The organism is bacterium Scap17, from assembly GCA_013376735.1.
Taxonomy (GTDB): domain Bacteria; phylum Pseudomonadota; class Gammaproteobacteria; order Pseudomonadales; family Halomonadaceae; genus Cobetia.
Map to the genome: position 1 here is coordinate 3,830,411 of VINJ01000001.1, position 23,807 is coordinate 3,854,217.

The following is a 23,807-nucleotide window of genomic DNA, read 5'->3' on the forward strand; positions in this document are numbered from 1 at the left end:
GCTCTTCACGTTCCAGCTCGCTGCAATGCCGTGTTGCATGCCGTGAAGCGGCCAATGGCGAAGACACGCGTTATCCTCTGCCTGCGCCGCGACGAACACGGTGACATCCGGCCTGTTGACTCACGATCACCGCCACCGAATCCGCCGACCGTCTTTCCGCCACGCCCACCACCTGCACAAAGGGCCGACATGACCTCAGCCTCCCCTTCGACGATTGCACTGCAGCACCACCCCGCCCGCTTCACGCTGATGCTGGCGTTGATGGTCGCCCTCGCCCCTCTGGCCATCGACGCCTATCTGCCAGCCATGCCGTCCATGGCAGGCGACTTCGGCGTGGACGAGCACCGTATCGGCCTGACCATCACCATGTTCTTCTTCGGCTACGCGATGGGACAGCTGGGCGGCGGTCCGCTGTCCGACAGCCTGGGGCGTCGTCCGGTGGCCCTGAGCGGCTTCGTGCTGTTCCTCGTCGCCGGCCTGGGCTGCGCACTGACCCGCGACTTCCATTGGCTGCTGTTCTGGCGAGTGCTGCAGGGCATCGCCACCGGCATGACAGGTGGTGTCTCACGCACCGTGGTGAGGGATGTCGCGACCGGCAAGGACGCCGCTCGCCTGATGACCAACGTCACCATGGTGCTGATGACCGCGCCGTTGATCGCCCCGTCCCTCGGGGCCTTGGTGATCTCGCTGAGCCACTGGACGACGATCTTCTTCGCGCTGGGGGCCTACGGACTGCTGGTCGGCCTGATCATCCATCGCTGGCTGCCGGAAACCCACCCGGCCAGCGAGCGCACGCCCTTCAAGCCCCGCAATGTGCTGCGTAGCTATCGTGACATCCTCTCCACGCGCGGCGTACCCGGCCATCTGATGCTGATCCTGTGCGGCCCCGGCATCATGTTCACCTTCATCACCAATGCCAGCTATCTGTATCAGGGGCTGCTCGGGATGACACCGCCTCAGTTCGCGCTGGCTTTCGGTGCCAACGTGGTGGCGATGTTTGTCGGCAATCGCCTCAATCATGTCGGCCTCAAGCACCTGCGCATGCGCACCCTGGTCAAGCTGGCACTGGGTGTCCAGCTGACAGGTATCTGCTGGCTGCTGGGACTGGGCCTGAGCGGCATGATCAGCGCCGCTACCATGATTCCCGGCATGCTGGTGGTACTTGGCGCAGGCGCCATGATCACCCCCAACGTGTTGGCAGACTACCAGTCGCTCTTCGCCCGCGGTCACGGTGTCGCCAATGCCATCTCGGGCACCACGCTCTTCCTGGGCGGCGGGCTCTATGGTGCCATTGCCAGCCTGTGGCTGAACGGCACTGACATGCTGCCGGTACCCCTGGTGATGCTGACAGCCTGCCTGATCGGCAGCATCGGCTTCTGGATCACGCGCCATACCGCCCCGTCCAATCAGCCCAGTGCCCGCAGAGGCGCCACCACGTCTGCTTGAGTGAGCCCACCGACCACCCTGGATGAGGTACACACAACAAGACGCCGCCCGTGAGATCACGGGCGGCGTCTTGTCTTCAAGGGCAGGGCTGGCTCTCGCCAACCGGGGTGACGGCTGAACACGAGGAGCGAGGCCGCTTCATCCTGTCACCGATTGCCTGCTAGGCGTGTCGCCTTGCGATGCAGGTCTCGTACGGCCTCCTCGAGCTCCACCGCCTTGGTGCCGACAGGGTCGAAGGTACGCCCGACACACAGCTCGACCCGTCCGCGCAGCCGCCGCGGCCACTTGGCGAAGGCCGGCCCGCCGCCGTGGGAGAACCAGGACCCCCACAGGCCGCCAAGCGCCATCGGAATCACCGGCGCGGGGTCTCGCGCCAGAATCAGTTCCAGCCCGCGACGGAAGCGCCCGACCTCCCCGTCACGCGTCAGCTTGCCCTCGGGGAAGATCATCACGACTTCTCCCTCGCGCAGCGCCTTGCCGACTTCTTCCAGCGAGCGGCGAACGCCGGCCGGGTCCTTGCGTGAGGAATCCACCGGAATCGCCCCGGCGATGCGGAAGAACCACTTCAGCCACGGCGAATGATAGATCTCGGCATCCATCAGGAAACGCAACGGGCGCGGACTGGCCCCGCCCAGAATCAGCGCATCCATGAAGCTGACGTGATTGCACACCACCAGCGCCGCCCCGTCCGCCGGTATTCGCCAGCGTCCCTTGAGGTGCAGGCGATACATCAGGTGGATGAGAATGAAGATGATCAGACGCAGGAAGGGCCGCGGGTCACGCAGCATGCAGACCACCGCGATCAGTCCGCTGATCAGGGACAGCAACAGCAGGAAATCCGGGATATCGCGCCCCATCACGCCCAGCACCAGAATGCCGGCACCGGCCGATAGCACCATCAGCAGAGCATTGAGCACGTTGTTGGCGGCGATCATGCGCGCGCGGTGATCTTCAGGACTGCGGATCTGCAACAGGGTATAGAGCGGCACGATATAGAGGCCACCACCGAAGCCGATGACGCCGAGATCCAGCCACATGCGCCAGAAACCGGCGATGCCCAGCAGCTCGATCAAGGGCGTGGCCATCTGTGCCTCGGCCAGTGCCGGGCGCAGGGCAAGATCCAGCCCGCCAGCGAAGATGATCAGCGCGCCGAAGGGCACCAGTCCCGTCTCGAGGCGCCCGCGCGAGACACGCTCACAAGCCAGCGACCCCAACCCGATACCGATGGCGAAGGCCGCCAGCAAGGCAGAGGTCGCCCCTTCGGCCCCATGCACGATATCGCGCGCATAGGCCGGCAATTGCGTCAGATAGCTGGCACCGAGGAACCAGAAGGCACTGATGCCCAGCAGCGCCCAGCGTAGCCGGCGGTTGCTCAGCCCTTCACGCATCACCGCGATGCTGCCGGAGAGCGGCCGCCACGGCACGGGGCCGGGCGAAGCGGAGGGTGCCGGCGGAATCTTGCCGGCCGCTATCACGCCCAGCAGGGACAAGGACACCAGCGACGCGGAGAGCGCCCAGCGTGCCAGCTCGCCGCCCAGTGCCATCAAGGCCGCGGCGGCAAGGGTGCCGATCAGGATGGCGAGAAAGGTGCCCAGCTCGACCCAGGCATTGCCGCTGACCAGCTCATCCGGCTTGAGATGCTGGGGCAGGATGGCGTACTTGACCGGGCCGAAGAGCGCCGACTGGGTGCCCATCATGAACAGCAGCGCCAGCAGCAACTCCCAGGCTTCGAAGATCAAGGCGCCGGCCGCCACGCTCATGGTGGCCAGCTCCAGCCACTTGAGCCGCACGATCAGGCGCTGCTTGTCGAGGCGGTCAGCCAACAGGCCGCCCCAAGCGGAGAACAGCAGAAAAGGCAGGATGAAAAGCCCGGCCGCCAGGTTGTTGACGATGCCGGTGTCCCAGCCCCGCTGTTCGATGACCACGAAGGTCATCAGCAGCAGCAAGGCGTTCTTGAACAGATTGTCATTGAAGGCCCCGAGGGCCTGGGTCCAGAAGAAGGGCGCAAAACGGGGTCGCCGGAGCAGTTCTCGACTCATTTGCCAGCTTCCGTGGCATCCCCCGCACACGCAGCCTCGCTGCGTACCTTGAGCCCTGCCAACATGGTATCCAGTAGCTGATCGAGCAGCTCCGTCACTTCCAGTGGCTGCCCCTGCCAGAGCCCCAGACGCTCGTTCATGCCCAGCTGTACCAGACCATGCACGCTACCCCACAGCGTGCGCGCCATGCGCTTGGCCTCGACGGACTCGACGTGTGGGGCGTACTCGACCAAAGCCCCCTCCACACGCTCGAACAGCCCTTCGATCATCGCGTTCTGACGCTGGTCCAGCTCCCCTTCCTGGGCGAGCGGGAAGTCAAACAGCAGCTGCCAGCGATAAGGGTCGCGCTGGGCGAAGCCCCAGTAGGCGCGCGCCAAGGCCTTTAGGCGCTCCGAAGGACTCGGCGTCTCCTGTCCGGCTATCGCATCGCGCAGCCTGTCCAGCGTCGCCAGGTTGACGTGCTGGAGCAGGTTGCCGAAGCTGCCATAGAGCTTGAGCAGGGTGCTGGGCGCACAACCGACTTCGCGAGCCAGGTTGCGCAGAGACAGGGCGTGAACGGGCTGCTCTTTGAGCCATTCATCGCAGGTCTCCATTACCCGCGCATGCAACGCTTCCGGTGCATGCTGACGTGGACGGGCCATCGAATTCCTCTGATGCTTGAGATGCGTTACCGCGTAGCGAATCTGACGCGGTGTGTGTTCGGACAGCACGGGTGGGCAAAGGGTTGCGACGCCTGGCGGGCATCTCTTGGAGCACCCCGTATCGGTCATTGAATCGAACAGTGTTTCCGTCCAGCATATCGAGACTGAGCACAAACGCAAGCATCACCAAGGTGTGGCATGCTGGCATTCGTGGCGTGCAGCGCGATCCACACCCCATCTCAGGCAGCAGCTGCCCCTGCATGTTCCCTTCGCCTCATCGCCTCAAAGGATTCCCGTGGCCGGTCGTCTTTATATCCCCCCCTATCCCGCTGACCTGCCCCCCGACGAACTGTTCGGGCCGCTGGCGACTCCCGCGCTCGAACGCCAGTTGCGCAGCGAACTGCTGGTCAGTGCCAATCGCGCCCCGCGCATGCCCGCCTCGATGCTGCGCCTGGAAGGCCCCAGCCTGCGACTGGTGCCGGCACTCTGGGGCCTGACACCCAGCTGGCTGGAGATCATGGACCACGCCCCGCATGTGGCGCGGGCAGAGTCGCTGGAAACGCGACGCATGTTCCGCGAGTCGTTCATCAGCCAACGGGCACTGATCCCCGTCGGCGGTGTCTATGTGTGGAAGGAGCAGCCGCGCATGAAGCAGCCGTTTCTGGTCACGCACCCGACCCGCGCTCCGCTGTTGCTGGCCGCCCTATGGACGCGCCACTTCAGCGCTCCCCTGATGGAGGGGCTACCCCCCGAGGGTCGCGACAGCTTCGCGCTGATCAGTGTCGAGTGTGCCGGGGTCACGTCACGCCTGACCGATCGCATGCCCGCCGTGATCGCGCCGCATCAGGTACGCGACTGGCTGAATGCCGAGACGCCGCTGGAGACGGTACGCAGCATGCTGACGCCGAACGCCAGCCTGGCGGCCTTCCCGGTCGCACGGCTCGTCAACGACCCCGAGCATCAGGAGTGGAGCGTCGCCCACCCCACCGGCCCGATGCTGACCTGAATCCGCCTGCGCCGACGGCACGTATCGAGGATGGTGGCACTGCATCGCTCTACCGCCTCGCGCGCATGTTCGCCCAATGAGAACCATCACCGAGTCAGCGCCACCTGCCCGAGCAGCGGTGGCATGAATCAGGAGAGAAGATGTCACTGCCTTCAGGGTTTCGCCCTCTTGCACTGAGCACGGCCATTGCCGCCATCGTCATGGGTGGCCTGACGCCGGCCACCAGCCATGCCGATACCCGCCCGGCTTCTGCGCCCGCGTCGTCCCTCGCGCCGGCCGCCAACTCCGCCTCAAGCACGGAACCTGCCAGGGCCAAGCAGGCCAGTCCGGTCATCAAGAGCGAGAACGACCAGCGACTCTATCGCAGCCTGACCCTCGACAACGGCCTCAAGGTCCTGCTGGTCAGTGATGCCAAGGCCGACAAGGCCGCCGCCGCCGTCGATGTCGAAGTCGGCAGCGCCCAGGACCCCGACGATGTCCCGGGGCTGGCACACTTTCTGGAGCACATGTTATTCCTCGGCACCGACCGCTACCCGAAGCCGGATGCCTACCAGGACTTCATCACCAAGCATGGCGGCCAGCACAACGCCTTCACCGCCAGCCAGGACACCAACTACTTTTTCGACATCGACCCGGATGCCTTCGATGAAGCGCTGCCGCGCTTTGCGCGCTTCTTCGTCGCCCCGCAGTTCAACGCCGACTACGTGGATCGCGAGCGCCATGCGGTCAATTCCGAGTATCAGGCGCGCCTGCAGGACGATGGCCGGCGCATCTACGAGGCTGTCGAGGCGGCCCTCAACCCGGAACACCCCTTCAACCGCTTCAGTGTCGGCAGCCTCGAAACCCTCAAGGACACCGAGGCCGGCAGCCTGCGCCAGCGACTGGTCGACTTCTATCAGTCTCACTACGGCGCCAACGTGATGCGCCTGTCACTGGTCGGGCCGCAGTCGCTGGAAACGCTCGAGCAGCTGGCCCGTGACAACTTCAGTGATGTGCCAGATCGTGGGTTGTCGCGTCCCGAGATCACCACGCCCCTGGCCAGCGGTGACGAGCTGCCGGCACGCCTTGAGGTCAGGGCACTCAAGCAGGAGCGCAAGCTGTCGTTCATGTTCCCCATTGACGACCCGATTGCCCACTACCGCTCACAGCCGGTCAGCTACCTGGCCAACCTGATCGGTCACGAAGGCGAAGGCAGTCTACTGGCAGTGCTCAAGGACAAGGGCTGGGCAGATGGCCTCTCGGCCGGCGGTGGCCTCAGTGATGGCGAGCATGCCCTGCTCAGCGTCGACATCAGCCTGACCCCGGAAGGCGCGCAGCATCAGGCGGAAATCCGCGCCGCGCTGTTCGACTATCTGGGCCTGATCCGCGCTGAGGGCATCAACGACTGGCGCTATACCGAACAGGCGCAGCTGGGCGAGCAGAGCTTCCGCTTCCAGCAGCGCAGCTCGCCGGTCAATCTGGCCAGCAATCTGGCGATGATGATGACGCGCTACCCGATCGAGGACGTGCTGGCGGCACCCTACCTGATGCAGGACTTCGATCCGGACCTGATCAAGGACACCCTCGCTCGCCTGACACCCGACAACCTGCTGGAGGTCTACTCCGGCCCGCAGGTGGAGGGGGAGCAACAGGGCGAGTGGTTCAAGGCGCCCTACACCCTGACGCGCCTGACGGCGGATGCCACTGCTCAACCAGCCGGCGGCGACACCCTGGCCAGCCAGCTGGCGCTACCCAGTCCCAACCCCTATCTGGCCAAGGATTTCCGCGTACTCGATCTGGCCGACGCCAAGCCGAGCCAGCTGATCGATGAGCCCGGTGCCGAGCTCTGGTATCAGGGCGATGCGAGCTTCGCCGTGCCGAAGGCCGAATGGCGCTTCGGTCTGCTCAATCCCGACGTCAGTCGCTCGGTGGATGACCAGGCCATGAGTCAGGTGCTGGCGGCGTGGCTGAATGACAGCCTCAACGCGCGTCTGTATCCGGCACGTCTGGCAGGACAGGATGCGCTGGTCTATGCCCATGGGCGCGGCATCACGCTGCAGTTCAGTGGCTGGCGGGATGGTCAGCAGCCGGAAATGCGTGAAGTGCTCGACCAGCTAGTGAATGGCGAGATGGCCCCCGCCACGCTGGAGCGCATCACTCAACGCCTGCGTCGCAGCCTGCAGAACCGCGTTCAGGCACCGCTCTACACGCGCCTGGGCCGCAGCCTCAGTGAAACGCTGGTCGGCCTGCCAAGCACCGCCGAGCAACAACTGGCGGCCTTGGACAAGATCGACGCCCAGTCACTGGACAGCTTCCGCAAGCGCTTCCTTGCCAAGCTGCACGTGCAGGCGATGGTGACCGGCAACCTGACCGCCGACCAGGCCCGCGAGACCGGCCAGCTGGTGATCAATGGGCTTGCGCCGCGTATCACTCGCGAGGCGGTGCCAGACCTGGAAGTGCGTCAGGTCACCCACCACACGGTACTGCGTCCGGACAGCACACGCGGCGATGCCGGCGCCCTGCGCTACCTGCAGGGCAAGGACCGTACGCTGCAGTCCCAGGCCCGCATCGCGGTGCTGGGCCAGCTGCTCGAAGCGCCCTTCTACAGCCAGCTGCGCACCGAGGAGCAACTCGGCTATATCGTCTCCGCACGCTATTCGCCCATGCTCGATGCGCCGGGGCTCAGCCTGCTGGTGCAGTCGCCGTCCAAGGACAGCAAGACGCTGTTTTCGCGCATGGATGCCTTCCTCACCCGCTTCGACAGCCGTGTGCAGTCGCTGGATGAGGCCGCGCTTGCCAGCTACCGTGACGCCGTCGTCGACAGCCTGACCCAGAAGCCCCGCAAGCTATCCGAGCTGGCAGCGCGCAACTGGAGCGAGCTGAGCTTCGGCTGGACGGGCTTTGACCGCCGTCAGCAACTGGTTGCGGCCGTCGAGCAGGTCAGCGCGCAGGATATCCGCGCCATCTGGCAGCAGCTGAATGACGCCAGCGCGCTGGAACTGGCCTTCGACCCCGGCACGCCCAGCGACTTCGACCAGCGTCTCACGGAGCTGGACCTGCCGCCGCTGCCCGAGGCACCGCGCGCCGAGACAGGCGCGACCCTGGCGGCCCCCTCAGCCGAGGCCAGCGGCAATGCCCAGCATTGAGTCTCGCCGGCCCGCCAGCGGCTTGGCGGGCAAACAAAGCGCCGGCCCTCACCGGATGGGCGCCTGAAACGACAAGACCCCGACGAGGTGCAGTTCAATCACCGCGTCGGGGTCTTGTTCCTTCATGCCTTGCCGGCAAGCACAATGGGCCGGCTAGCCCGTCATCAGCCGAAGGCCTGCGGCGGCATGATGCCTTCCACGTACATCGCCAGTTCTTCGAGAATCTGCACGCGGTCCGGGTCCTGCTCGCTCTGGGCCAGCCGCTGGATCTCGCTGACGAAGCCCTTCACGGTCAGGCTCGCGACCTGCTCATCGTTCATGCGCTCCCAGCGCCACTGCTCCCAGCGTTCGCGCTCGGCGGAGTTGAGCGTATAGCCGTAGCTGCGCGCACGATAGCGGAACAGCATCTCCTCGAGGCGGCCATCCTGGAAGGCGAACGGCGTATCATCCAGCGCCTCGGGATGGGTGGCGCGCACACGCTCCATCTCCTTGCGGTCCGCGGGCGAGAAGAAGCCGCCGGAATAGAGCATCAGGTCCGGATCGGCCGGACCGGCCGGCGGCGCCTCGGCGAATACCTGCGCCACCTTCACGCCGACACCGGCGTTGTCCTTCAGCCACTTCCAGTGCACGCGACACTGGGCGGGGTCGATCTTGAAGCGCGCCGCGATCTCGCCGTACTCGCCCTCATGCGGCCCGGATACATCCTTGAGCGCATTGGCCGGCAGCAGCACCGGACTCTTGTTGAGATGGATGACCTTGAGCGGAATCCGCTCCTCGCCTTCCGCGAGGTCATCGGCACTGGCGAAGACACGGGCACGTATCTCTTCCGGTGACAGTTCCATCAACGGTGCCGGGTCGACCGAGAGGTCATAGACGATCACGCCATTGGCATTCGAAGGATGCTCCGCCAGCGGCACCACCAGCGCGCCGCAGGCCCGCGAGGCCGGATAGCGACGCGAGATGTGCAGCATCGGCTTGCGTGCGCCAATATCCAGCAGGCTGGCGACATGGCGCTTGTTGCGCAGCTTGAGCAGGTAATCGAACAGTCGCGCATTGCGCGACTTGAGCAGGCGTGCCAGCGCGATGGTGGCGCGCACATCCACCAGCGCGTCATGCGCGCCGGCGTGTTCGATGCCATTGGCCGCCGTCAGGTGCTCCAGGCGGAAGCTGGGCGCACCATCTTCTCGCCTGGGCCATTCGATGCCTTCCGGGCGCAGGGCGTGGAAGGCGCGCACGACATCGATCAGGTCCCAGCGCGAATTGCCGTTCTGCCACTCACGCCCGTAGGGGTCGAGGAAGTTGCGGTAGAACAGATGACGGCTGACTTCATCATCGAAGCGCAGGCTGTTGTAGCCCAGCGTGCAGGTCCCCGGCACGCTCATCTCGTCATTGATGCGTCCGGCGAACTCGGCCTCGGGGATGCCGCGGCGCTCGGCCTGCTGCGGGGTGATGCCGGTGATCAGGCACGCCATCGGCTGGGGCAGGAAGTCATCGGCCGGCTTGCAATAGAGGGTCAGCGGCTCGCCGATCTCGTTGAAGTCAGCATCGGTACGGATGGCCGCGAACTGCGAAGGACGGTCACGGCGCGGGTCGGCGCCGAAGGTCTCGTAGTCGTGCCACAGGAAGGTGGGCTCTGCCACAGGATGTCTCCACGCGGGCGGTCGAAAAATGAACGTGCCAGAGCACCGTCTCCAGCAAGGCTGGCACGGTGCTCTGGCAGGCAATGGGCATGGGCTGGCTCGGGACGTCGCAGGGGGTGCCCGCTCGGCAACGCCTCAGGTGACAAGCACCCGACGCCCCGCGAACTCAGGCCTCGCCGGGGCGCGGCAGAGTGACGTTGAGCTCCAGCACCGAGCAGTCGTCTTCGCGGTCCAGCGAGATGTTGATGGCATCCTGGTCGACCTGCACATACTTGCGAATCACCTCGAGCAGCTCACGCTCCAGCATCGGCATGTAATCCGGCTGGTCACGCTGGCTACGCTGGTGCGCGACGATGATCTGCAGCCGCTCCTTGGCGACATTGGCGGTCTTCTTGCGCTCTCGCTTCAGAAAATCCAGTAATTTCACTTGCGCCCCCCTCCAAACATTCTGGCCAGCAGGCCGCGCTTCTCGACTTCATGGAAACGCAGCTGCACTTCCTCGCCCAACAGGCGGGACACGCAATCCACGTACGCCTGGCCGGCATCGCTCTTCTGGTCATGCGTGACCGGCACACCCTGGTTGGACGCGCGCAGCACGGCGTCGGATTCCGGAATCAGGCCGATCAGCGGGATCGACAGGATTTCCTGGATATCGGTCAGGTTGAGCATGTCACCGCCGGTGACGCGCGCCGGATGGTAACGGGTGATCAGCAGGTGTTCACGCACCGGGGAGTCGCCATTCTCGGCACGACGCGTCTTGGAAGACAGCAGGCCGATGATGCGGTCGGAGTCACGTACCGAGCTGACTTCCGGATTGGTCACCACCACGGCCTCGTCAGCAAAGTACATCGCCAGCTGGGCACCACGCTCGATACCGGCCGGCGAGTCACAGATGACGTAGTCGAACTCCTCGCGCAGCGCGTCGAGCACCTTCTCGACGCCTTCCAGCGTCAGCGCGTCCTTGTCACGGGTCTGGGAGGCCGGAAGGATGTGCAGGTTGTCGATGCGCTTGTCGCGGATCAGGGCCTGCTTGAGATTGGCTTCGCCCTGGATGACGTTGACCAGGTCATAGACCACACGGCGCTCGCAGCCCATGATCAGGTCCAGGTTACGCAGGCCCACATCGAAATCGATCACTACGGTCTTGTTGCCGCGCAAAGCCAGTCCGGTGGCAATGGCGGCGGCGCTGGTCGTCTTGCCGACGCCGCCCTTGCCTGACGTCACTACGATAATCTTGGCCAAAGCTGTCTTCCTTGCTGAGAGTCCCTCGCCGAGCGAGGATCACCGGTAAGTATTGGATATCTAAGTATTGGATATCGTTCTGAACACAGTGCTGGGATCAGCCGAGTCGTGCGATACAGAGTTGGTCATGTTCAAGCACGACTTCGACATTGGCACCCAGCAGGCGATTGTCGATGTCATCGAGTCGCTTGTAGGTTCCGGCCACCGAGAGCAACTCGGCGTGCAGTTCCCTGCAGTAGATGCTGGCGTTGCGATCGCCATGGATACCCGCCAGCGCGCGGCCACGCAGAGCGCCATAGATATGCACACTGCCAGCGGCCAGGATCTCGGCGCCGGCATTCACCGCGCCGATGATGACCAGATCGCCCTCCGGTGCGCTGACCTGCTGGCCCGAACGCACCGTCCCCCGATACACCTTGCTGGCGTGGGCCGGCTCCGCTTTCTCGGCCGCGCTGTCCGTGACTGTCTCGGCAGGTTCGGCGACCGGCTCAGCGGCCACCGGCGGCACAGACTCGAGGGAGCGCCCGCGATTCTCCTGCGGCGGGAACCACCCCAGTCCCAGTGCCCAGGCGGACTGACGCACCGGGTCTCCACCACCACGCACCGCGACCGGCAGCAGCTTGTGTCCTCGGCAGACGGCACAGATGCGCTCCAGCGCCAGATGCGGCTCGTCGAGCTTCTCGACGCTCAGCACCACCGGCGTATGTTGAAAGAAGGCCGGCGACTGGCTGAGCTTGCTGGCCAGCTGAGCACGGATCTGCTCCGGATCACCGCTGACCAGCTCCATGACCGTCATCGGCAGCATGCCGCCCTTGAAGGTGAAGGCCTGAGGGGCCCTGTCCGTACTGAGACTCATGACCTGACTCCGGTTGCGTAAAGAAGTGTCGAAGCCCTCCGACACTCTCGATGATGCACGTGCTGTTCACGGCATCCTCAAGGCGACCCTCGATTGGTAAGGCCACCTGAATAACATAGCTCGCCGTCGCACACGGCACAGCGACTGCTTGAGAGGCGCCGAGCATGAATGACAGACACTGAATGGCATAGCGGTAACGTACAAAACTATGTGAGCGGACACAGTGCTGCAACTGATGATACGGCCAGCAGCAGGCACTGTCAGGTGTCGCGAGCCTACGACGTGGCTCCCTTGCCGACCTGTCACCCGCCGCCGGTTGCCCTGCACGCCGCCGCGTGCGTGCAATAAGACACATCGATCGACATGCGATACCACACAACGGGGGGCTGTGACTGGTAAGATAGCGGGGTGACGAAATTCATGCGCCGTCACTCCGCCCACTCCGCCGTGCCCACCCGATTGCACCCGCCGAGTGTGCGGCCAATTGTTGCGCCCCTCTATTTTTTGCCTGGATAACCGCTCTCTCATGACCGGACTGCTCTCCCGCCTCACTGGCCGCCTGTTCACTCCTCGCTGGCAACACGCCAACCCTGCCATTCGCTCCGCTGCCACTGACCAGCTTGATCCGGAGATTCCAGACCAGCGCAATATCCTGGAGACCCTGATCCTCGAAGATGACGCCTTGGAGGTGCGCCATGCCGCCCTGACGCGCATGCAATCTCCCGAGCGTCTGCTGCCGCTGCTCGACCGCGCCGATGGCCTGGTACGCGAGCGCCTGATCGAACTGTTGAGCGGCGGCCAGGATGCGCCCTCACTGTTGAGCCGTGAACAACTGGTCGCACGCCTGGACGATAGCGAGCTGCTGTCCGCCGTGGCGGCTCGCGGCGACAACCAGCAACTGCGTCTGACCGCACTGAGCCGTCTGGAAGATGAAGAGGCGCTGATCCACCAGGCCTGCCACAACACCATCGCTGCCGTGCGTCATGCCGCTGCCGCCCGCATCACCAGCCAGGCCGGTCTCGAGCGTCTGGTGCGTGATGCCAAGCGTGATCGTCACGTGCAGCGTCAGGCGCGCGACATCCTCGCTCAGCGTCGTGCCGATGCCCAGCAGGCCGATGCGCTGGCCGCCAGCCGCGACAACCTGCTGCGCCAGATGGAAAAGCTGCCGCGTCAGGCATGGGAAGACAGCGTGCCCTCGCGTTACCGCTCGCTGCTGCGCGAGTGGGAGCGTCTGCCGGCCGCGGACTACGACATCCAGCAGCGCTTCGAAGAGGCACGCCAGCAGGCGCACAAGGTCATCAGCGACCATGAGGCCCGCGAGGAAGCCATTCGCGCCCATGAGCGTCTGAGCGCCAACCTCAATACGCACCTGGAAGAGATTCTCAGCGCCGTGGATCAGGCGCGGGAAGACCTCTACAGCCGCGACTGCGTCAATGATCACGACTTCGCCAGCCTTCAGGCCCAACGCCGCCTGCAAGGAGAGCGCTGGCGCGAGCTGACCGACCAGTTCTCGGCCCCGGCCGAACTGCTCGAACGTCAGCAGCGCCTGCAACAGCAGCTGCAGGATGCCCTCGATGCCTGGCATCGCCATCAGCTGTGCCAGGGCGAGCTGGATGCCGCGCTGATCGACAATGACATCGACCAGCTGCGTCGTCTGGAAAGCGAGGTGGCCTGGCCTGCGGGTCTGCCGCAGACCGCCAGCCTGAGCGCGGTGCGTCAGGCGATCAGCGCGGCACAGCCGGAAGAGCCGACGGAGGCAGCGCAAGAGCAGGACGCGGTCGATGAAAGCCCTGCACAAGACACAGAGTCAGCTGACGCCTCCCGCGAGGGCGACGGCACTGCGCGCAAGGCGAGCCTGGACCTGGACGCACTGGACGCCGAACTGGCACGCCTGGAAGCGGATCTCGATGCCGGCAAGCTCAAGCCAGCCAGTCGTCTGCATCGCTCACTGCGCGATCGTACCGAAGGCCAGCTCGACAATGCCCGCCAGACTCGCCTGCGCCAGCTGGGCGCGCGTGTCGCGGAACTCCGTGACTGGCAGAACTTCGTCGCGGCGCCCAAGCGCGAGCAGCTGCTCGAGGCCATCACCACCCTGAGCGAGCGCGATGACATCAGCGATGAGCAGCGCGACCGCCAGCACCAGCAGCTGATTCAGCAATGGCGCGAGCTGGGCGATGCGGCCGCCAGCCGCGATGCCAGCCAGGCGTTCCGCACCGCCTCTGACGCCATCAAGCTGCGTCTGCGGGATTACCGCGAATCGCGCAAGCAGCTGCGTGAACACAATCTGGCCATGCGCCAAGCGCTCTGCGAGCAGCTTGAATCGCTCAACGGTCACGCCATGGACGATGCCGACCCCGACTCCCTGCGCCAGATCCGCGATCGCGCCCGTGAGGAATGGCGTCGCCACACACCGGTGCCCGCAGGCCCCGGTCGCCAGCTGTCGCACCGCTTCGGTGAGGCGCTGACGGCACTGCAGGCGCTGATCGACAGCCGCGCGGGTCAGATCGCCGCCGCCAAGCAGGTACTGGTCGACGCCGTCGAGGCGCTGGCCAATGAGGACTCGCCGGCACGCGCCCGCGCCGAACAGGCCAAGGCCCTGCAGAGTCGCTGGCGCGAGATGGGCCGCGCGCCCAAGGGCGAAGAACAACGCCTATGGGCCGCCTTCCGCGCGGCGTGCGACCGCATCTTCGCCGCGCGCGATCAGGACCGCGAAGACCGCGACAGCCGCGAGCAGGCACGCCTGGATCAGTGGCAGGCGTTGATCGAGCGCCTCGACAGCTGGGAGCCGGAGACGCTGGAAGACGCCGCCCTGCTCGATGACGCCTTGAAGGAAGCCGACACCCTCGGCCCGCTGCCGCGCGGCAAGCGGGGTGACGGCATGCGTCGTCGCTGGACCGGCATTCTCAAGCGTCGCGAGCAGCGTCTGGACGAACTGCACGCCCTGCAATTGCGCGAGGAATGGCAGCAATGGCGTGACCTGCTCGAACAGCACGCCGTGGCGGATGCCAGCGCGCGCAACGGCGACGTGCAGGATGTCGCGCTGCCGAGCACCTCGGCCTTCGACGACAACAGCCGTCAGGCCAATGCGGCGCGCAACCAGATGCGTCAGGCCCTGCCGAGCAACTGCAGCGCCGCCAACGAGCGCCTGGCCGAGCTGCGTGTCCACCTGGCCATTCTGTTCGAGGCCCCGCTGGGCAGCGAAGATGAGTCACGCCGCCTGACCGTGCAGGTCGCGCGCATCAACCAGCAGCTGGGTGAGCGCATGGAGCGTGAAGAAGAGCTGGATGAGGTGCTGGATGCGCTGCTCGCCAACGGTCCGCTGGACTGGGACGCCTGGCAGACCGAACTGCCGCGCTTCGATGCGCTGTTCAATCACTGAGTCAGTGCTCTTGAGCTGGTGACGACGCGCTCGCAAGACTGAAGTCATGGCAACGAAAAGCCCCCGCCTCGAGAGAGACGGGGGCTTTTTCATTCTCTTGCCAGAGGGGCCGGGTGCCAACCCTGCACTGGCTCACTCCAGCGCAGAGCATCAGCCCATGAACTGGCCGCCATTGATGTCCAGGTTGGCACCGGTGATGAAGCCGGATTTCTCGTCGGCCAGGAAGGCGACCGCGCGTGCGATCTCATCCGGCTGGCCGTAGCGCTTGACCGGGATGGTCTCGCGGATCGATTCACGGATCTCTTCGGGGATCTTCATGATCATGTCGGTGGCGATATAGCCCGGCGACAGGGTGTTGACGGTGATGCCCTTGGTCGCGGTTTCCTGCGCCAGGGCCATGGTCAGGCCATGCATGCCCGCCTTGGCAGCCGAGTAGTTGACCTGCCCGAACTGCCCCTTGCGGCCATTGATGGAGGAGATGTTCACGATGCGGCCGTACTTGTGCTCCAGCATGTCATTGATGACGGCACGGCAGGTGTTGAAGACGCTGTCGAGGTTGCAGTTGATGACTTCGCGCCACTGCTCATAGCTCATCTTGCGCATGGAGGTATCACGCGTGATACCGGCGCAGTTGACCAGTACCGCGATCGGGCCGAAGCGCTCACGGATTTCGTTGACGCCTGCCTGACAGGCTTCGAAGTTGTCCAGCTCGATACCGGACAGTGCGATGTTCTCGTACCCGGCAGCACGCTGTTCCGACAGCCACCCCTCTGCCTTTTCCTTGTTCCTGTAACCCGCAATTACCTGATACCCCTGGTTCGCCAGCTCGCGGCAGATAGCGGAACCAATGCCACCGGTACCACCGGTAACCCATGCGACGGGTGCTGTCTGTGTCATCTTATTGCGTCTCCCTAATCCTGGAACGTCCTGTGTCCTTGGCTTGGGCACAGCTTGGCGAATCTGCGGACACCCCGCCCTGAGAAAACGAGAATGCCTGCAACGACAACAATGACCCGTATCTCTAACAGCCTGATGACAATCGTGCACTCTGTGACGCCTGCCATCCGCCTGTGCGAGACGCGTCCTCCTCAGTATGGACAGGATGCAGAGGGAATGTATGTAGCAGATCTCTCACACAAGATGTCGATAATCGCTCGAGATGCGTAGATGGGTTGGTGACGACTCACCGGACACGAGATGTTTGCGTCAATTACGGGATAACGGTTGACGCAGCACTGTATATCCTTATACTACGCCCCACGTTGATGCGGGGTGGAGCAGTCTGGTAGCTCGTCGGGCTCATAACCCGAAGGTCATCGGTTCAAATCCGGTCCCCGCTACCACTGACAAGTCGTTGCCTATCAAGGTAATTCCCGGTCAGACACCAACGTGATGTTGCGGGATGGAGCAGTCTGGTAGCTCGTCGGGCTCATAACCCGAAGGTCATCGGTTCAAATCCGGTTCCCGCTACCAACCTCTGATGCGTCAGAGTTGGAGCAAAGGCAGTAACCAGTATTGCGGGGTGGAGCAGTCTGGTAGCTCGTCGGGCTCATAACCCGAAGGTCATCGGTTCAAATCCGGTCCCCGCTACCAAGAATTCGAAAGGCCTGATGCCATGCATCAGGCCTTTTTCGTATGCGTGACATTCCTGTGCGAGGATATCGCTGAGGCCAGCGCCCGGACCTCGCTTACCCCTTTCTCAACGCCCATCACCTTCACACTCATCGCGTCAGTCCCAAGGGAGTGCCTGCATGCGCCACTGGCTGGTCAAGACCGAACCCGATGCCTTCTCGCTGGATGACCTGCGCCGCGAATCACCGGCGCTCTGGGATGGCGTGCGCAACTATCAGGCGCGCAACTTCCTGCGTGAGATGCAGCTCGGTGATGTCGTGCTCATCCAGCACTCCAGCTGCAAGATACCTGCGGTGGTCGGCCTGGCCGTCGTCAGCGAACTCGCCCTGCCCGACCCGACGGCCAGTGACCCCGAGCACAAGGGCTTCGACCCACGTCAGGTGGCGGATATCGATGCCGACAAGCCTCCGCGCTGGGTCGCCCCGCGCCTGAGCTACCTTCGCCCGCTGCGCACCTCCCTGCCCATCGCGCGCCTGAAGGCCCGGCCCGAGCTGGCGGACAGCCACCTGGTGCGCCGCGCACGCCTGTCCGTGATGCCGCTCAGCGAGAGCGAAGCCGCCTGCATCGCCAGCCTGGCCGACGACACCCTGCTGCCGTGAACCGACGCGCCCGGGGCGCTCGCGCGAGGAAGTGACCGGCAGCGCCTTGAACTCCACTGCGACGGGCCGCATCATCAGGCCAACCGGCTCGCGCGCGAGCCTTGAATCGCAGACAGAATTTCGGGGCATGCACCATGATCATCGATCCCAATACCGGCCAGCCACTGACCGGCAATGACACCACCGCCGCCCAGCCACAAGGGGTGGTCGGCGGCGGTGCCGCCAGTGCGCCGCGCCAGGCAGAAGACGCCAACACCTACATCATCGATGTGGACATGAGCAATCTTCAGCAGGTGCTGGAAGCCTCACAGCAAGTGCCGGTACTGCTGGATTGCTGGTCGCCGCAGAGCGAGCATTGTCTCGTCCTGACACCGATTCTCGAGAAGCTGGCACGTGAATATGCGGGTGGCTTCATCCTGGCCAAGCTGAACGCCGAGGAGCAGCAGGACATCGCCGCCCAGCTGGGCGTGCGCTCGGTGCCGGATGTCAAGCTGGTCATCCAGGGCGGTCTGGCAGGCAATTTCACCGGCGCACGCCCGGAAGCCGAGATTCGCCAGTTCCTCGAGCAGCACAAGGTCCAGCCGGCGGCCGGCGCAGGACCCAGCCTCACGGAGCAGGCGGCCACTGCGCTGGAAAGCGGCGATCTCGTCACCGCCAAGGCGCTGTATCAGCAACTGGCGCAGGAATCCCCCGAGACACCGGAATACCGCATCCACCTCGCCTCGGTACTGGTCGCCGAAGGCAATGGTGAAGAGGCCCGTCAGCTGCTGGATTCCCTCAAGCCGGAAGACCGTGACGGTGCCCAGGCGCGAGGCGTACGCGCACGCATCGACTTCACCGCCGAGGCACCGTCTCCCGAAGAGGTGCAGGCGATGATCGAGCGGGACGACAGCGAAGCCCGCTACCAGCGCGCCATGCGCGATCTGGCGGATGGCCACTACGAGCTGGCGCTGGATACCCTGATCAGCCTGGTGAAGACTGACCGCCAGTACGGCGATGATCTGGCACGCAAGACGCTGCTGCGCGTCTTCGACGCCCTTGGGGCGACCCATGAGCTGACGGTGCGCTTCCGTCGCCAACTGTTCGCTCTGATGTATTGATTGTGCTGATGTACTGATCGTGCTGATGTACTGATCGTGCTGATGCGCTGATTGTACTTCTGATCGGGCTAATGAGCTGAACACATCACGCAGACGACAAGGCCCCGCCTCCGGTCAAGGAAGCGGGGCCTTGTCATTGAGGGCCCGCCGTCGCGCCGACTCAAGGACTAACGACGGCTCCAGCCCTTGAGAAGCGAGGGGCGAGCACGCGATTCGCGCACACTGGGCGGAAAGTCCACCTCCAGTTCCTGGCCCGCAGACTTCACGGCGTCTGGCGCAGATGGGGTGGCAGATGACGCCGCGGATGCACGGCAGCGTGAAGATGGCGGCGATGAACGCGCCAGCCGCAGGCTCCCGCCCTGACAACACCATTCACGACAGGCCGTCACGCCTGCATCCCTGCTTGCTGGCCACCCCTGTCGCGGCGTCTCTGCCACCTCATGTCTCATCGTCGCATCTCCTGATGACAAGCCCCTCCCGATGAGTGGCCTGCCCTCAGAGTTGACGATAATGATTCTCAATTCAAGTTTGCGTTGAGCGATAGCTGCCAACGAAACGCCGCAGACTGACCCAGATCAACTCCGGCTCTGTCGACTCCCCTTCCTGGCCGCTTCGCTCGCCCCCTCGATCCCTTCGCCAACTTCAACCTTTCTGCAGGCGCTCATCCATCTGCTGCAGCGCCTGCTCCAGCTGGACGCGCGTGGTGGCGTAGTTCAGGCGAACGAAGCCCGGCCAACCGAAGTCTGCGCCATCCGACAGCGCGACATCACACTCCTCGAGCAGCGTCTGCTGCGGAGACTCCCCGAGCCCTGCCTTGCGCATATCCAACCAGGCCAGATAGGTGGCCTGCGGGCGCGACATGCTGACGCCGTCCCAGCGTGCCACATGGCTTTCCAGCAGATCGAGGTTGTCACGCAGCACGCCCAGCAACTCCTGACGCCACGGCTCACCCTCGCGCCACGCCGCTTCGGTCGCGGCCATGCCCAGCACATTGGTATCGGGCATCAAGCCATTGGCGGCGCCGGTGAAGCGTGCACGCAGCCCGGGATCGGTGATCACCGCGCAGGCGAACGTAAGCCCGGCGGTATTGAAGGTCTTGGAGGGCGCCCATAGGGTCACGCAGCGTGCCGCCAGTCGCTCGTTCAGGCTGGCCAGCGGGATATGGCGGGCCGTCGGGTCCACCACCAGATCCGCATGCAGCTCATCGGAGACCACCAGCAGATCGTGACGCTCGACCAGCTCCGCCAGCGCCTCGAGCTCTTCCTCGCACCAGACGCGGCCGGTAGGATTGTGCGGGTGGCACCATAGCAGCAGCTCGGTCTCGGGTGTGATGGCCGCCTCCAGGGCCTCCAGGTCCAGACGCCAGGGGCCGCCTTGCGTCTCGGGCTCTGCCAGCGGCGCCATCTGCGCCAGTCGCCCGGTCTTCTGTGCCACCTTGAGGAAGGGCGGGTAGATCGGGGTCGTCGTGACCACGCCCGCGCCGGGAGAGGTCAACGCCAGGCTGGCCAGGTGCAAGGCCGGCACCACGCCCGGCAGCCAGACGATGGCATCACGCGGCACCTCCCAGCCATAATGCTCGCGACTCCAGTCACACAGGCTGTCATCGAGGCTCTCCGACGGCTTGGCATAGCCGTAGACCGGATGCGCCACTCGCTCGGCCAGCGCTCGTGTCACGGCGGGCGGGGCGCTGAAGTCCATGTCGGCAATCCAGAGGGGCATGACGTCCGAGGCGTAGCGATCCCACTTCTGGGAAGGGTACTGGCGTCGATCGAGCGGGGTGATGAAATCGAATGGCAAGATGGAGTCTCCCTGTGGCGGGCAAATTTGGCAGGCAACGCGAGCAGTGCGCTCGCCTCACACCGCCTTCTGGCGGCGAGAAGAATACCTGTGGACCAACTACAGCATAAGGCTTTGTGCATGTCTGAAGACACCTTTTACCCACAGGCCCAGCGCGGGCTGCCCGGTCTGTTGCACGCCTGGCTGACCCATGGCCGTGGCGACAGCGAGCGCCTCGCCGTGCTGCTGGCTGATACCGCGCGCGTCGCGAGTCTTGGCCAACCCGCCAGCAATCCCGATGGCGAAACACTGGAACAGTGGGCCGCCCAAGGCGGTGCGCCGCTGTGGGCGCCCAAGGCAGCGCTGTTCCTGTTGATGCAGATGCCGGCACGCCCGGTGCCGCAGGGGCCGGATGATGCCTGCGCCTGGGCCTACTGCTGGTTGCGCATGCGCGAACACGACAGTCCCGCGGCCGCCCTGATGGCGCTGCCGGAACACCTGCGTCAGCCGCTGGCCTGGCCCATCGAAGCCGCCTGGCAAGACCTGACGCACCAGCGGCTGATCTAGCCGCGCTCGATTGTCGAACGCTCGCAGCGCTGTTGGTGAGCAGCGCTGCGTTTCTCTCGGCCCTCCTTCCTTCCCCCCCTCCTCGTATTTCCCTCCCTGCTGACCCTCTCTTGTCCGCTCTATATCCTTGTCCGCTCCCGCCCGTTCCTGTCCGCTGAGCTCTATCTCTGCCCGCACTCTCCTTGCAACTCCTTCTCCTTGCGGCTCCTACTCCTTGCCCCTGCGTCACTCCCTGGTCACATCCTCTTCACTCCCGCTCCTCCCTGCCACTGATGGCGATTCTGATGGTGCCCTCAAAGGACAGCTCGTCCCCCTCTCGGCATTGCTGGCAGCCATGGGTAGCAGTTTTCTCAACGAATATTGTCACCACCGACTAGTCGCGTTGCGGAAACCTGAGCCTCGTCAACGCGTAACTGACGCCATTTCGTTTAATCATCGTTTTGTGAAGCGATACACCCGATGGGATTTCTTGTGTGAGCGAGGAGTAAAGTTCTTTCAACCGCAACGAAACGGTAATTCAACAAGAATCCGCTGGCGCGACACGACGACCAGCAAGCTTCAGGAGAAGCTCCATGACCACCTCCCTGATTGTCGGACTGGATGGAACCCCGGGCGGCGACAGTGCCATTGCCTATGCCAAACGCGTCGCCTCTCTGGTGGGCGCGGAAACCAGGATCATTCTCTGCTACGTGGTCGAATGGTCGCCCTACAGCTTCAACACGCCGGAGGAGAACGCCCAGCGTGCCAGCCGCCGCGAGAACGAGATCAAGCTGGCCCGCGAACGAGTACTGACGCCCGCCATCAGCGAGCTGGAAAAGGAGGGCTATCAGGTCGAGGGGCGTGTCCGCCACGGCGATGCCGCCGAGATTCTCAGCCTGCTGGCGCGTGAGGTGAATGCCGAGCAGATCATCGTCGGCCGCAAGGGGGAAAGCGTCCGCTCACGCATCTTCGGCAGCGTCACTGCCCATCTGATTCAAGAGGCCTCGGTGCCCGTCACCATCGTTCCCTGAGACAGGCGCCTCCCGCACCCGCCGCCTGCAGAGATTTGTACCCGACAATAACGACAATTCGCTTTTCGAGGTTACCTCTCATGAGTCGATTCCGCTCCCTGGCCCCCTGGGCTGCCGCCATGGCAGTCCTCATGGCCTCAAGCTCTGCCCGTGCCGAAGGCATGGACCAGGCCATCAGTGACATCGTCGGACCGATCGTCAACCCGATCGTCTCGACCATCTTCTATTCCGTACCGGTGGCCGGTACCCAGTTCCCGCTGATCGTCGGCTGGCTGATCATCGCGGCGGTCGTCTTCACGCTCTATTTCGGCTTCGTGCAGTTCCGCCTGTTCGGCCATGCCGTGCGTCTGGTCAAGGGTGACTACACCGACCCGAAGGATGAAGGCGAGGTATCCCACTTCCAGGCACTGGCCACGGCGCTGTCAGGCACGGTTGGCCTGGGCAACATCGCCGGTGTCGCGGTCGCCGTCTCGCTGGGCGGACCGGGCGCGACCTTCTGGATGATTCTGGCCGGTCTGCTCGGCATGGCCTCCAAGTTCTGTGAATGTACGCTTGGCGTGAAGTACCGCAACGTCAACGCGGATGGCTCCATCTCCGGCGGCCCGATGTACTACCTGTCCAAGGGCTTCGCGGAAAATGGCAAGGCGGGGCTGGGCAAGGTACTCGCGGTGTTCTTCGCCATCTGCGCCATCGGCGGCTCCATCGGCGGCGGCAACATGTTCCAGGCCAACCAGTCCTATCAGCAGGCCGTCAACGTCACCGGCGGTGATGCCAGCTTCCTGGTCGGCTACGGCTGGCTGTTCGGTCTGGTGATGGCTGCCATCGTCGGCATGGTCATCATCGGCGGCATCAAGTCCATCGCACGTGTCACCGAGAAACTGGTGCCGATGATGGCTGTCATCTACGTGATCGCGGCGATCATCATCCTCGGCTTCAACTTCAGCGCGATTCCGGCTGCCTTCGGCGCCATCATCGAAGGTGCCTTCGCACCGGTCGCGGTCGGCGGCGGTATCGTCGGCGTATTGATCCAGGGCTTCAAGCGTGCTGCCTTCTCCAATGAAGCCGGTATCGGCTCCGCGGCCATCGCCCACTCTGCCGTCAAGACTTCCCAGCCGGCGACCGAAGGGATCGTCGCCCTGCTCGAGCCGTTCATCGATACCGTCGTCATCTGCACCATGACCGCGCTGGTCATCGTCATCACCGGCGCCTACCAGGTCGAAGGCCTCGGCGGCGTCCAGCTGACGTCCTACGCCTTCGAGACCGCCTTCCCGTGGTTCCCGTATGTGCTGGCCCTGGCCGTGTTGATGTTCGCCTTCTCCACCATGCTGTCCTGGTCCTACTACGGCCTGAAGGCCTGGACCTACCTGTTCGGTGAGAGCAAGGGCTCCGAGATCGTCTACAAGCTGATCTTCCTCGCCTTCGTGGTCATCGGTGCCTCCATGAGCCTCGGCCCGGTCATCGACTTCTCCGACGCCATGATCTTCGCCATGTCCATCGCCAACATCATCGGCCTCTACTATCTGATGCCGGTCGTGAAGCGTGAGCTGGCCCAGTACATCGCCAAACTGAAGTCCGGCGAGATCGCACCGGTCGACAAGAAAGCCAAGCGCCAGAACGCGTGATCCCCATCACGCCCAGGCGGGCCTGACACACCGTCAGCCGCCGCATCACCCCAGGCCCCTGCCCATCGGCAGGGGCTTTTTCGTTGTCGATCATGCAATTCCGTGCATTGGACGGCTGAAACCACCC

Annotated in this window: 17 protein-coding genes and 3 tRNA genes; 12 read left to right on the forward strand and 8 right to left on the reverse strand. The window is 64.4% G+C overall.

Features of this window, described 5'->3' with window-relative positions:
- The first annotated feature begins 54 nt into the window (after nucleotides 1-54).
- Nucleotides 55-1,446 (forward strand): multidrug effflux MFS transporter, encoded by a 1,392-nt coding sequence (locus FLM52_16245; GenBank protein NVN57287.1) that lies wholly within the window; start codon nucleotides 55-57, stop codon nucleotides 1,444-1,446.
- A 146-nt stretch (nucleotides 1,447-1,592) separates the two neighbouring features.
- On the opposite strand, the gene FLM52_16250 is transcribed toward FLM52_16245, so the two are convergent.
- A complete protein-coding gene (locus FLM52_16250; protein NVN57288.1) occupies nucleotides 1,593-3,485 on the reverse strand; it encodes an MFS transporter in 1,893 nt (630 codons plus the stop codon).
- Nucleotides 3,482-4,126 carry a TetR/AcrR family transcriptional regulator gene (locus FLM52_16255; GenBank protein NVN57289.1) on the reverse strand — a complete coding sequence of 215 codons (645 nt, stop codon included), beginning with the start codon at nucleotides 4,124-4,126 and terminating at the stop codon, nucleotides 3,482-3,484. The genes FLM52_16250 and FLM52_16255 overlap by 4 nt, the downstream gene beginning before the upstream one ends.
- A gap of 430 nt (nucleotides 4,127-4,556) precedes the next feature.
- Between FLM52_16255 and FLM52_16260 the strand changes: the two genes are divergently transcribed.
- Nucleotides 4,557-5,132, forward strand: a complete 576-nt coding sequence (locus tag FLM52_16260; protein ID NVN57290.1) for an SOS response-associated peptidase — start codon at nucleotides 4,557-4,559, stop codon at nucleotides 5,130-5,132.
- A 140-nt stretch (nucleotides 5,133-5,272) separates the two neighbouring features.
- Complete coding sequence (locus FLM52_16265; GenBank protein NVN57291.1) at nucleotides 5,273-8,257, forward strand: peptidase M16; 2,985 nt, start codon at nucleotides 5,273-5,275, stop codon at nucleotides 8,255-8,257.
- A gap of 164 nt (nucleotides 8,258-8,421) precedes the next feature.
- Here the strand turns inward: FLM52_16265 and sbcB are convergent, their stop codons facing one another.
- From sbcB to minC, 4 genes are all read right to left on the reverse strand, one after another.
- On the reverse strand, nucleotides 8,422-9,897 hold the full coding sequence (gene sbcB / locus FLM52_16270; GenBank protein ID NVN57292.1) for an exodeoxyribonuclease I: 1,476 nt from the start codon (nucleotides 9,895-9,897) through the stop codon (nucleotides 8,422-8,424).
- 166 nt (nucleotides 9,898-10,063) lie between these two features.
- Nucleotides 10,064-10,324 carry a cell division topological specificity factor MinE gene (gene minE / locus FLM52_16275; GenBank protein ID NVN57293.1) on the reverse strand — a complete coding sequence of 87 codons (261 nt, stop codon included), beginning with the start codon at nucleotides 10,322-10,324 and terminating at the stop codon, nucleotides 10,064-10,066.
- Entirely contained in the window at nucleotides 10,321-11,139 is an 819-nt protein-coding gene (minD, locus tag FLM52_16280) for a septum site-determining protein MinD (GenBank protein NVN57294.1), read from the reverse strand. The genes minE and minD overlap by 4 nt, the downstream gene beginning before the upstream one ends.
- Before the next feature lie 97 nt (nucleotides 11,140-11,236).
- Nucleotides 11,237-11,995, reverse strand: a complete 759-nt coding sequence (minC, locus tag FLM52_16285; protein ID NVN57295.1) for a septum site-determining protein MinC — start codon at nucleotides 11,993-11,995, stop codon at nucleotides 11,237-11,239.
- Nucleotides 11,996-12,521: 526 nt separating this feature from the next.
- Here minC and FLM52_16290 point away from each other — a divergent pair.
- Entirely contained in the window at nucleotides 12,522-15,374 is a 2,853-nt protein-coding gene (locus FLM52_16290) for a DUF349 domain-containing protein (GenBank protein NVN57296.1), read from the forward strand.
- Nucleotides 15,375-15,524: 150 nt separating this feature from the next.
- On the opposite strand, the gene phbB is transcribed toward FLM52_16290, so the two are convergent.
- Nucleotides 15,525-16,271 (reverse strand): acetoacetyl-CoA reductase, encoded by a 747-nt coding sequence (gene phbB, locus FLM52_16295; protein NVN57297.1) that lies wholly within the window; start codon nucleotides 16,269-16,271, stop codon nucleotides 15,525-15,527.
- A 369-nt stretch (nucleotides 16,272-16,640) separates the two neighbouring features.
- Between phbB and FLM52_16300 the strand changes: the two genes are divergently transcribed.
- The 5 genes from FLM52_16300 to FLM52_16320 all read left to right on the forward strand — a co-directional run bounded on the left by FLM52_16300 (nucleotide 16,641) and on the right by FLM52_16320 (nucleotide 18,705).
- Nucleotides 16,641-16,717: transfer RNA gene (locus FLM52_16300), tRNA-Met, on the forward strand.
- Between the two features lie 53 nt (nucleotides 16,718-16,770).
- Nucleotides 16,771-16,847, forward strand: a tRNA-Met gene (locus FLM52_16305).
- Between the two features lie 43 nt (nucleotides 16,848-16,890).
- A tRNA-Met gene (locus FLM52_16310) sits at nucleotides 16,891-16,967 on the forward strand.
- Between the two features lie 158 nt (nucleotides 16,968-17,125).
- Entirely contained in the window at nucleotides 17,126-17,605 is a 480-nt protein-coding gene (locus FLM52_16315) for an EVE domain-containing protein (GenBank protein NVN57298.1), read from the forward strand.
- A 134-nt stretch (nucleotides 17,606-17,739) separates the two neighbouring features.
- Nucleotides 17,740-18,705, forward strand: coding sequence for a tetratricopeptide repeat protein (locus tag FLM52_16320; GenBank protein NVN57299.1), 966 nt, complete (start codon nucleotides 17,740-17,742; stop codon nucleotides 18,703-18,705).
- Between the two features lie 642 nt (nucleotides 18,706-19,347).
- On the opposite strand, the gene FLM52_16325 is transcribed toward FLM52_16320, so the two are convergent.
- A complete protein-coding gene (locus FLM52_16325) occupies nucleotides 19,348-20,502 on the reverse strand; it encodes a putative C-S lyase (GenBank protein ID NVN57300.1) in 1,155 nt (384 codons plus the stop codon).
- A gap of 120 nt (nucleotides 20,503-20,622) precedes the next feature.
- On the opposite strand from FLM52_16325, the gene FLM52_16330 reads away from it, so the two are divergent.
- The 3 genes from FLM52_16330 to FLM52_16340 all read left to right on the forward strand — a co-directional run bounded on the left by FLM52_16330 (nucleotide 20,623) and on the right by FLM52_16340 (nucleotide 23,680).
- Entirely contained in the window at nucleotides 20,623-21,048 is a 426-nt protein-coding gene (locus tag FLM52_16330; GenBank protein NVN57301.1) for a hypothetical protein, read from the forward strand.
- Nucleotides 21,049-21,620: 572 nt separating this feature from the next.
- On the forward strand, nucleotides 21,621-22,058 hold the full coding sequence (locus FLM52_16335; protein NVN57302.1) for a universal stress protein: 438 nt from the start codon (nucleotides 21,621-21,623) through the stop codon (nucleotides 22,056-22,058).
- Between the two features lie 80 nt (nucleotides 22,059-22,138).
- Nucleotides 22,139-23,680, forward strand: coding sequence for an alanine:cation symporter family protein (locus FLM52_16340; protein NVN57303.1), 1,542 nt, complete (start codon nucleotides 22,139-22,141; stop codon nucleotides 23,678-23,680).
- Nucleotides 23,681-23,807 lie beyond the last annotated feature (127 nt).

Bases quoted from the DNA above. Each gene is read 5' to 3' on its own strand.
- FLM52_16260 (NVN57290.1), top strand. From the start codon at position 4,557: ATGCCCGCCTCGATGCTGCGCCTGGAAGGCCCCAGCCTGCGACTGGTG.
- phbB (NVN57297.1), bottom strand. From the start codon at position 16,271: ATGACACAGACAGCACCCGTCGCATGGGTTACCGGTGGTACCGGTGGC.
- FLM52_16265 (NVN57291.1), top strand. From the start codon at position 5,273: ATGTCACTGCCTTCAGGGTTTCGCCCTCTTGCACTGAGCACGGCCATT.
- FLM52_16315 (NVN57298.1), top strand. From the start codon at position 17,126: ATGCGCCACTGGCTGGTCAAGACCGAACCCGATGCCTTCTCGCTGGAT.
- FLM52_16245 (NVN57287.1), top strand. From the start codon at position 55: ATGGCGAAGACACGCGTTATCCTCTGCCTGCGCCGCGACGAACACGGT.
- minC (NVN57295.1), bottom strand. From the start codon at position 11,995: ATGAGTCTCAGTACGGACAGGGCCCCTCAGGCCTTCACCTTCAAGGGC.
- FLM52_16335 (NVN57302.1), top strand. From the start codon at position 21,621: ATGACCACCTCCCTGATTGTCGGACTGGATGGAACCCCGGGCGGCGAC.
- FLM52_16255 (NVN57289.1), bottom strand. From the start codon at position 4,126: ATGGCCCGTCCACGTCAGCATGCACCGGAAGCGTTGCATGCGCGGGTA.
- FLM52_16320 (NVN57299.1), top strand. From the start codon at position 17,740: ATGATCATCGATCCCAATACCGGCCAGCCACTGACCGGCAATGACACC.
- FLM52_16250 (NVN57288.1), bottom strand. From the start codon at position 3,485: ATGAGTCGAGAACTGCTCCGGCGACCCCGTTTTGCGCCCTTCTTCTGG.
- FLM52_16340 (NVN57303.1), top strand. From the start codon at position 22,139: ATGAGTCGATTCCGCTCCCTGGCCCCCTGGGCTGCCGCCATGGCAGTC.
- FLM52_16330 (NVN57301.1), top strand. From the start codon at position 20,623: ATGTCTGAAGACACCTTTTACCCACAGGCCCAGCGCGGGCTGCCCGGT.
- FLM52_16290 (NVN57296.1), top strand. From the start codon at position 12,522: ATGACCGGACTGCTCTCCCGCCTCACTGGCCGCCTGTTCACTCCTCGC.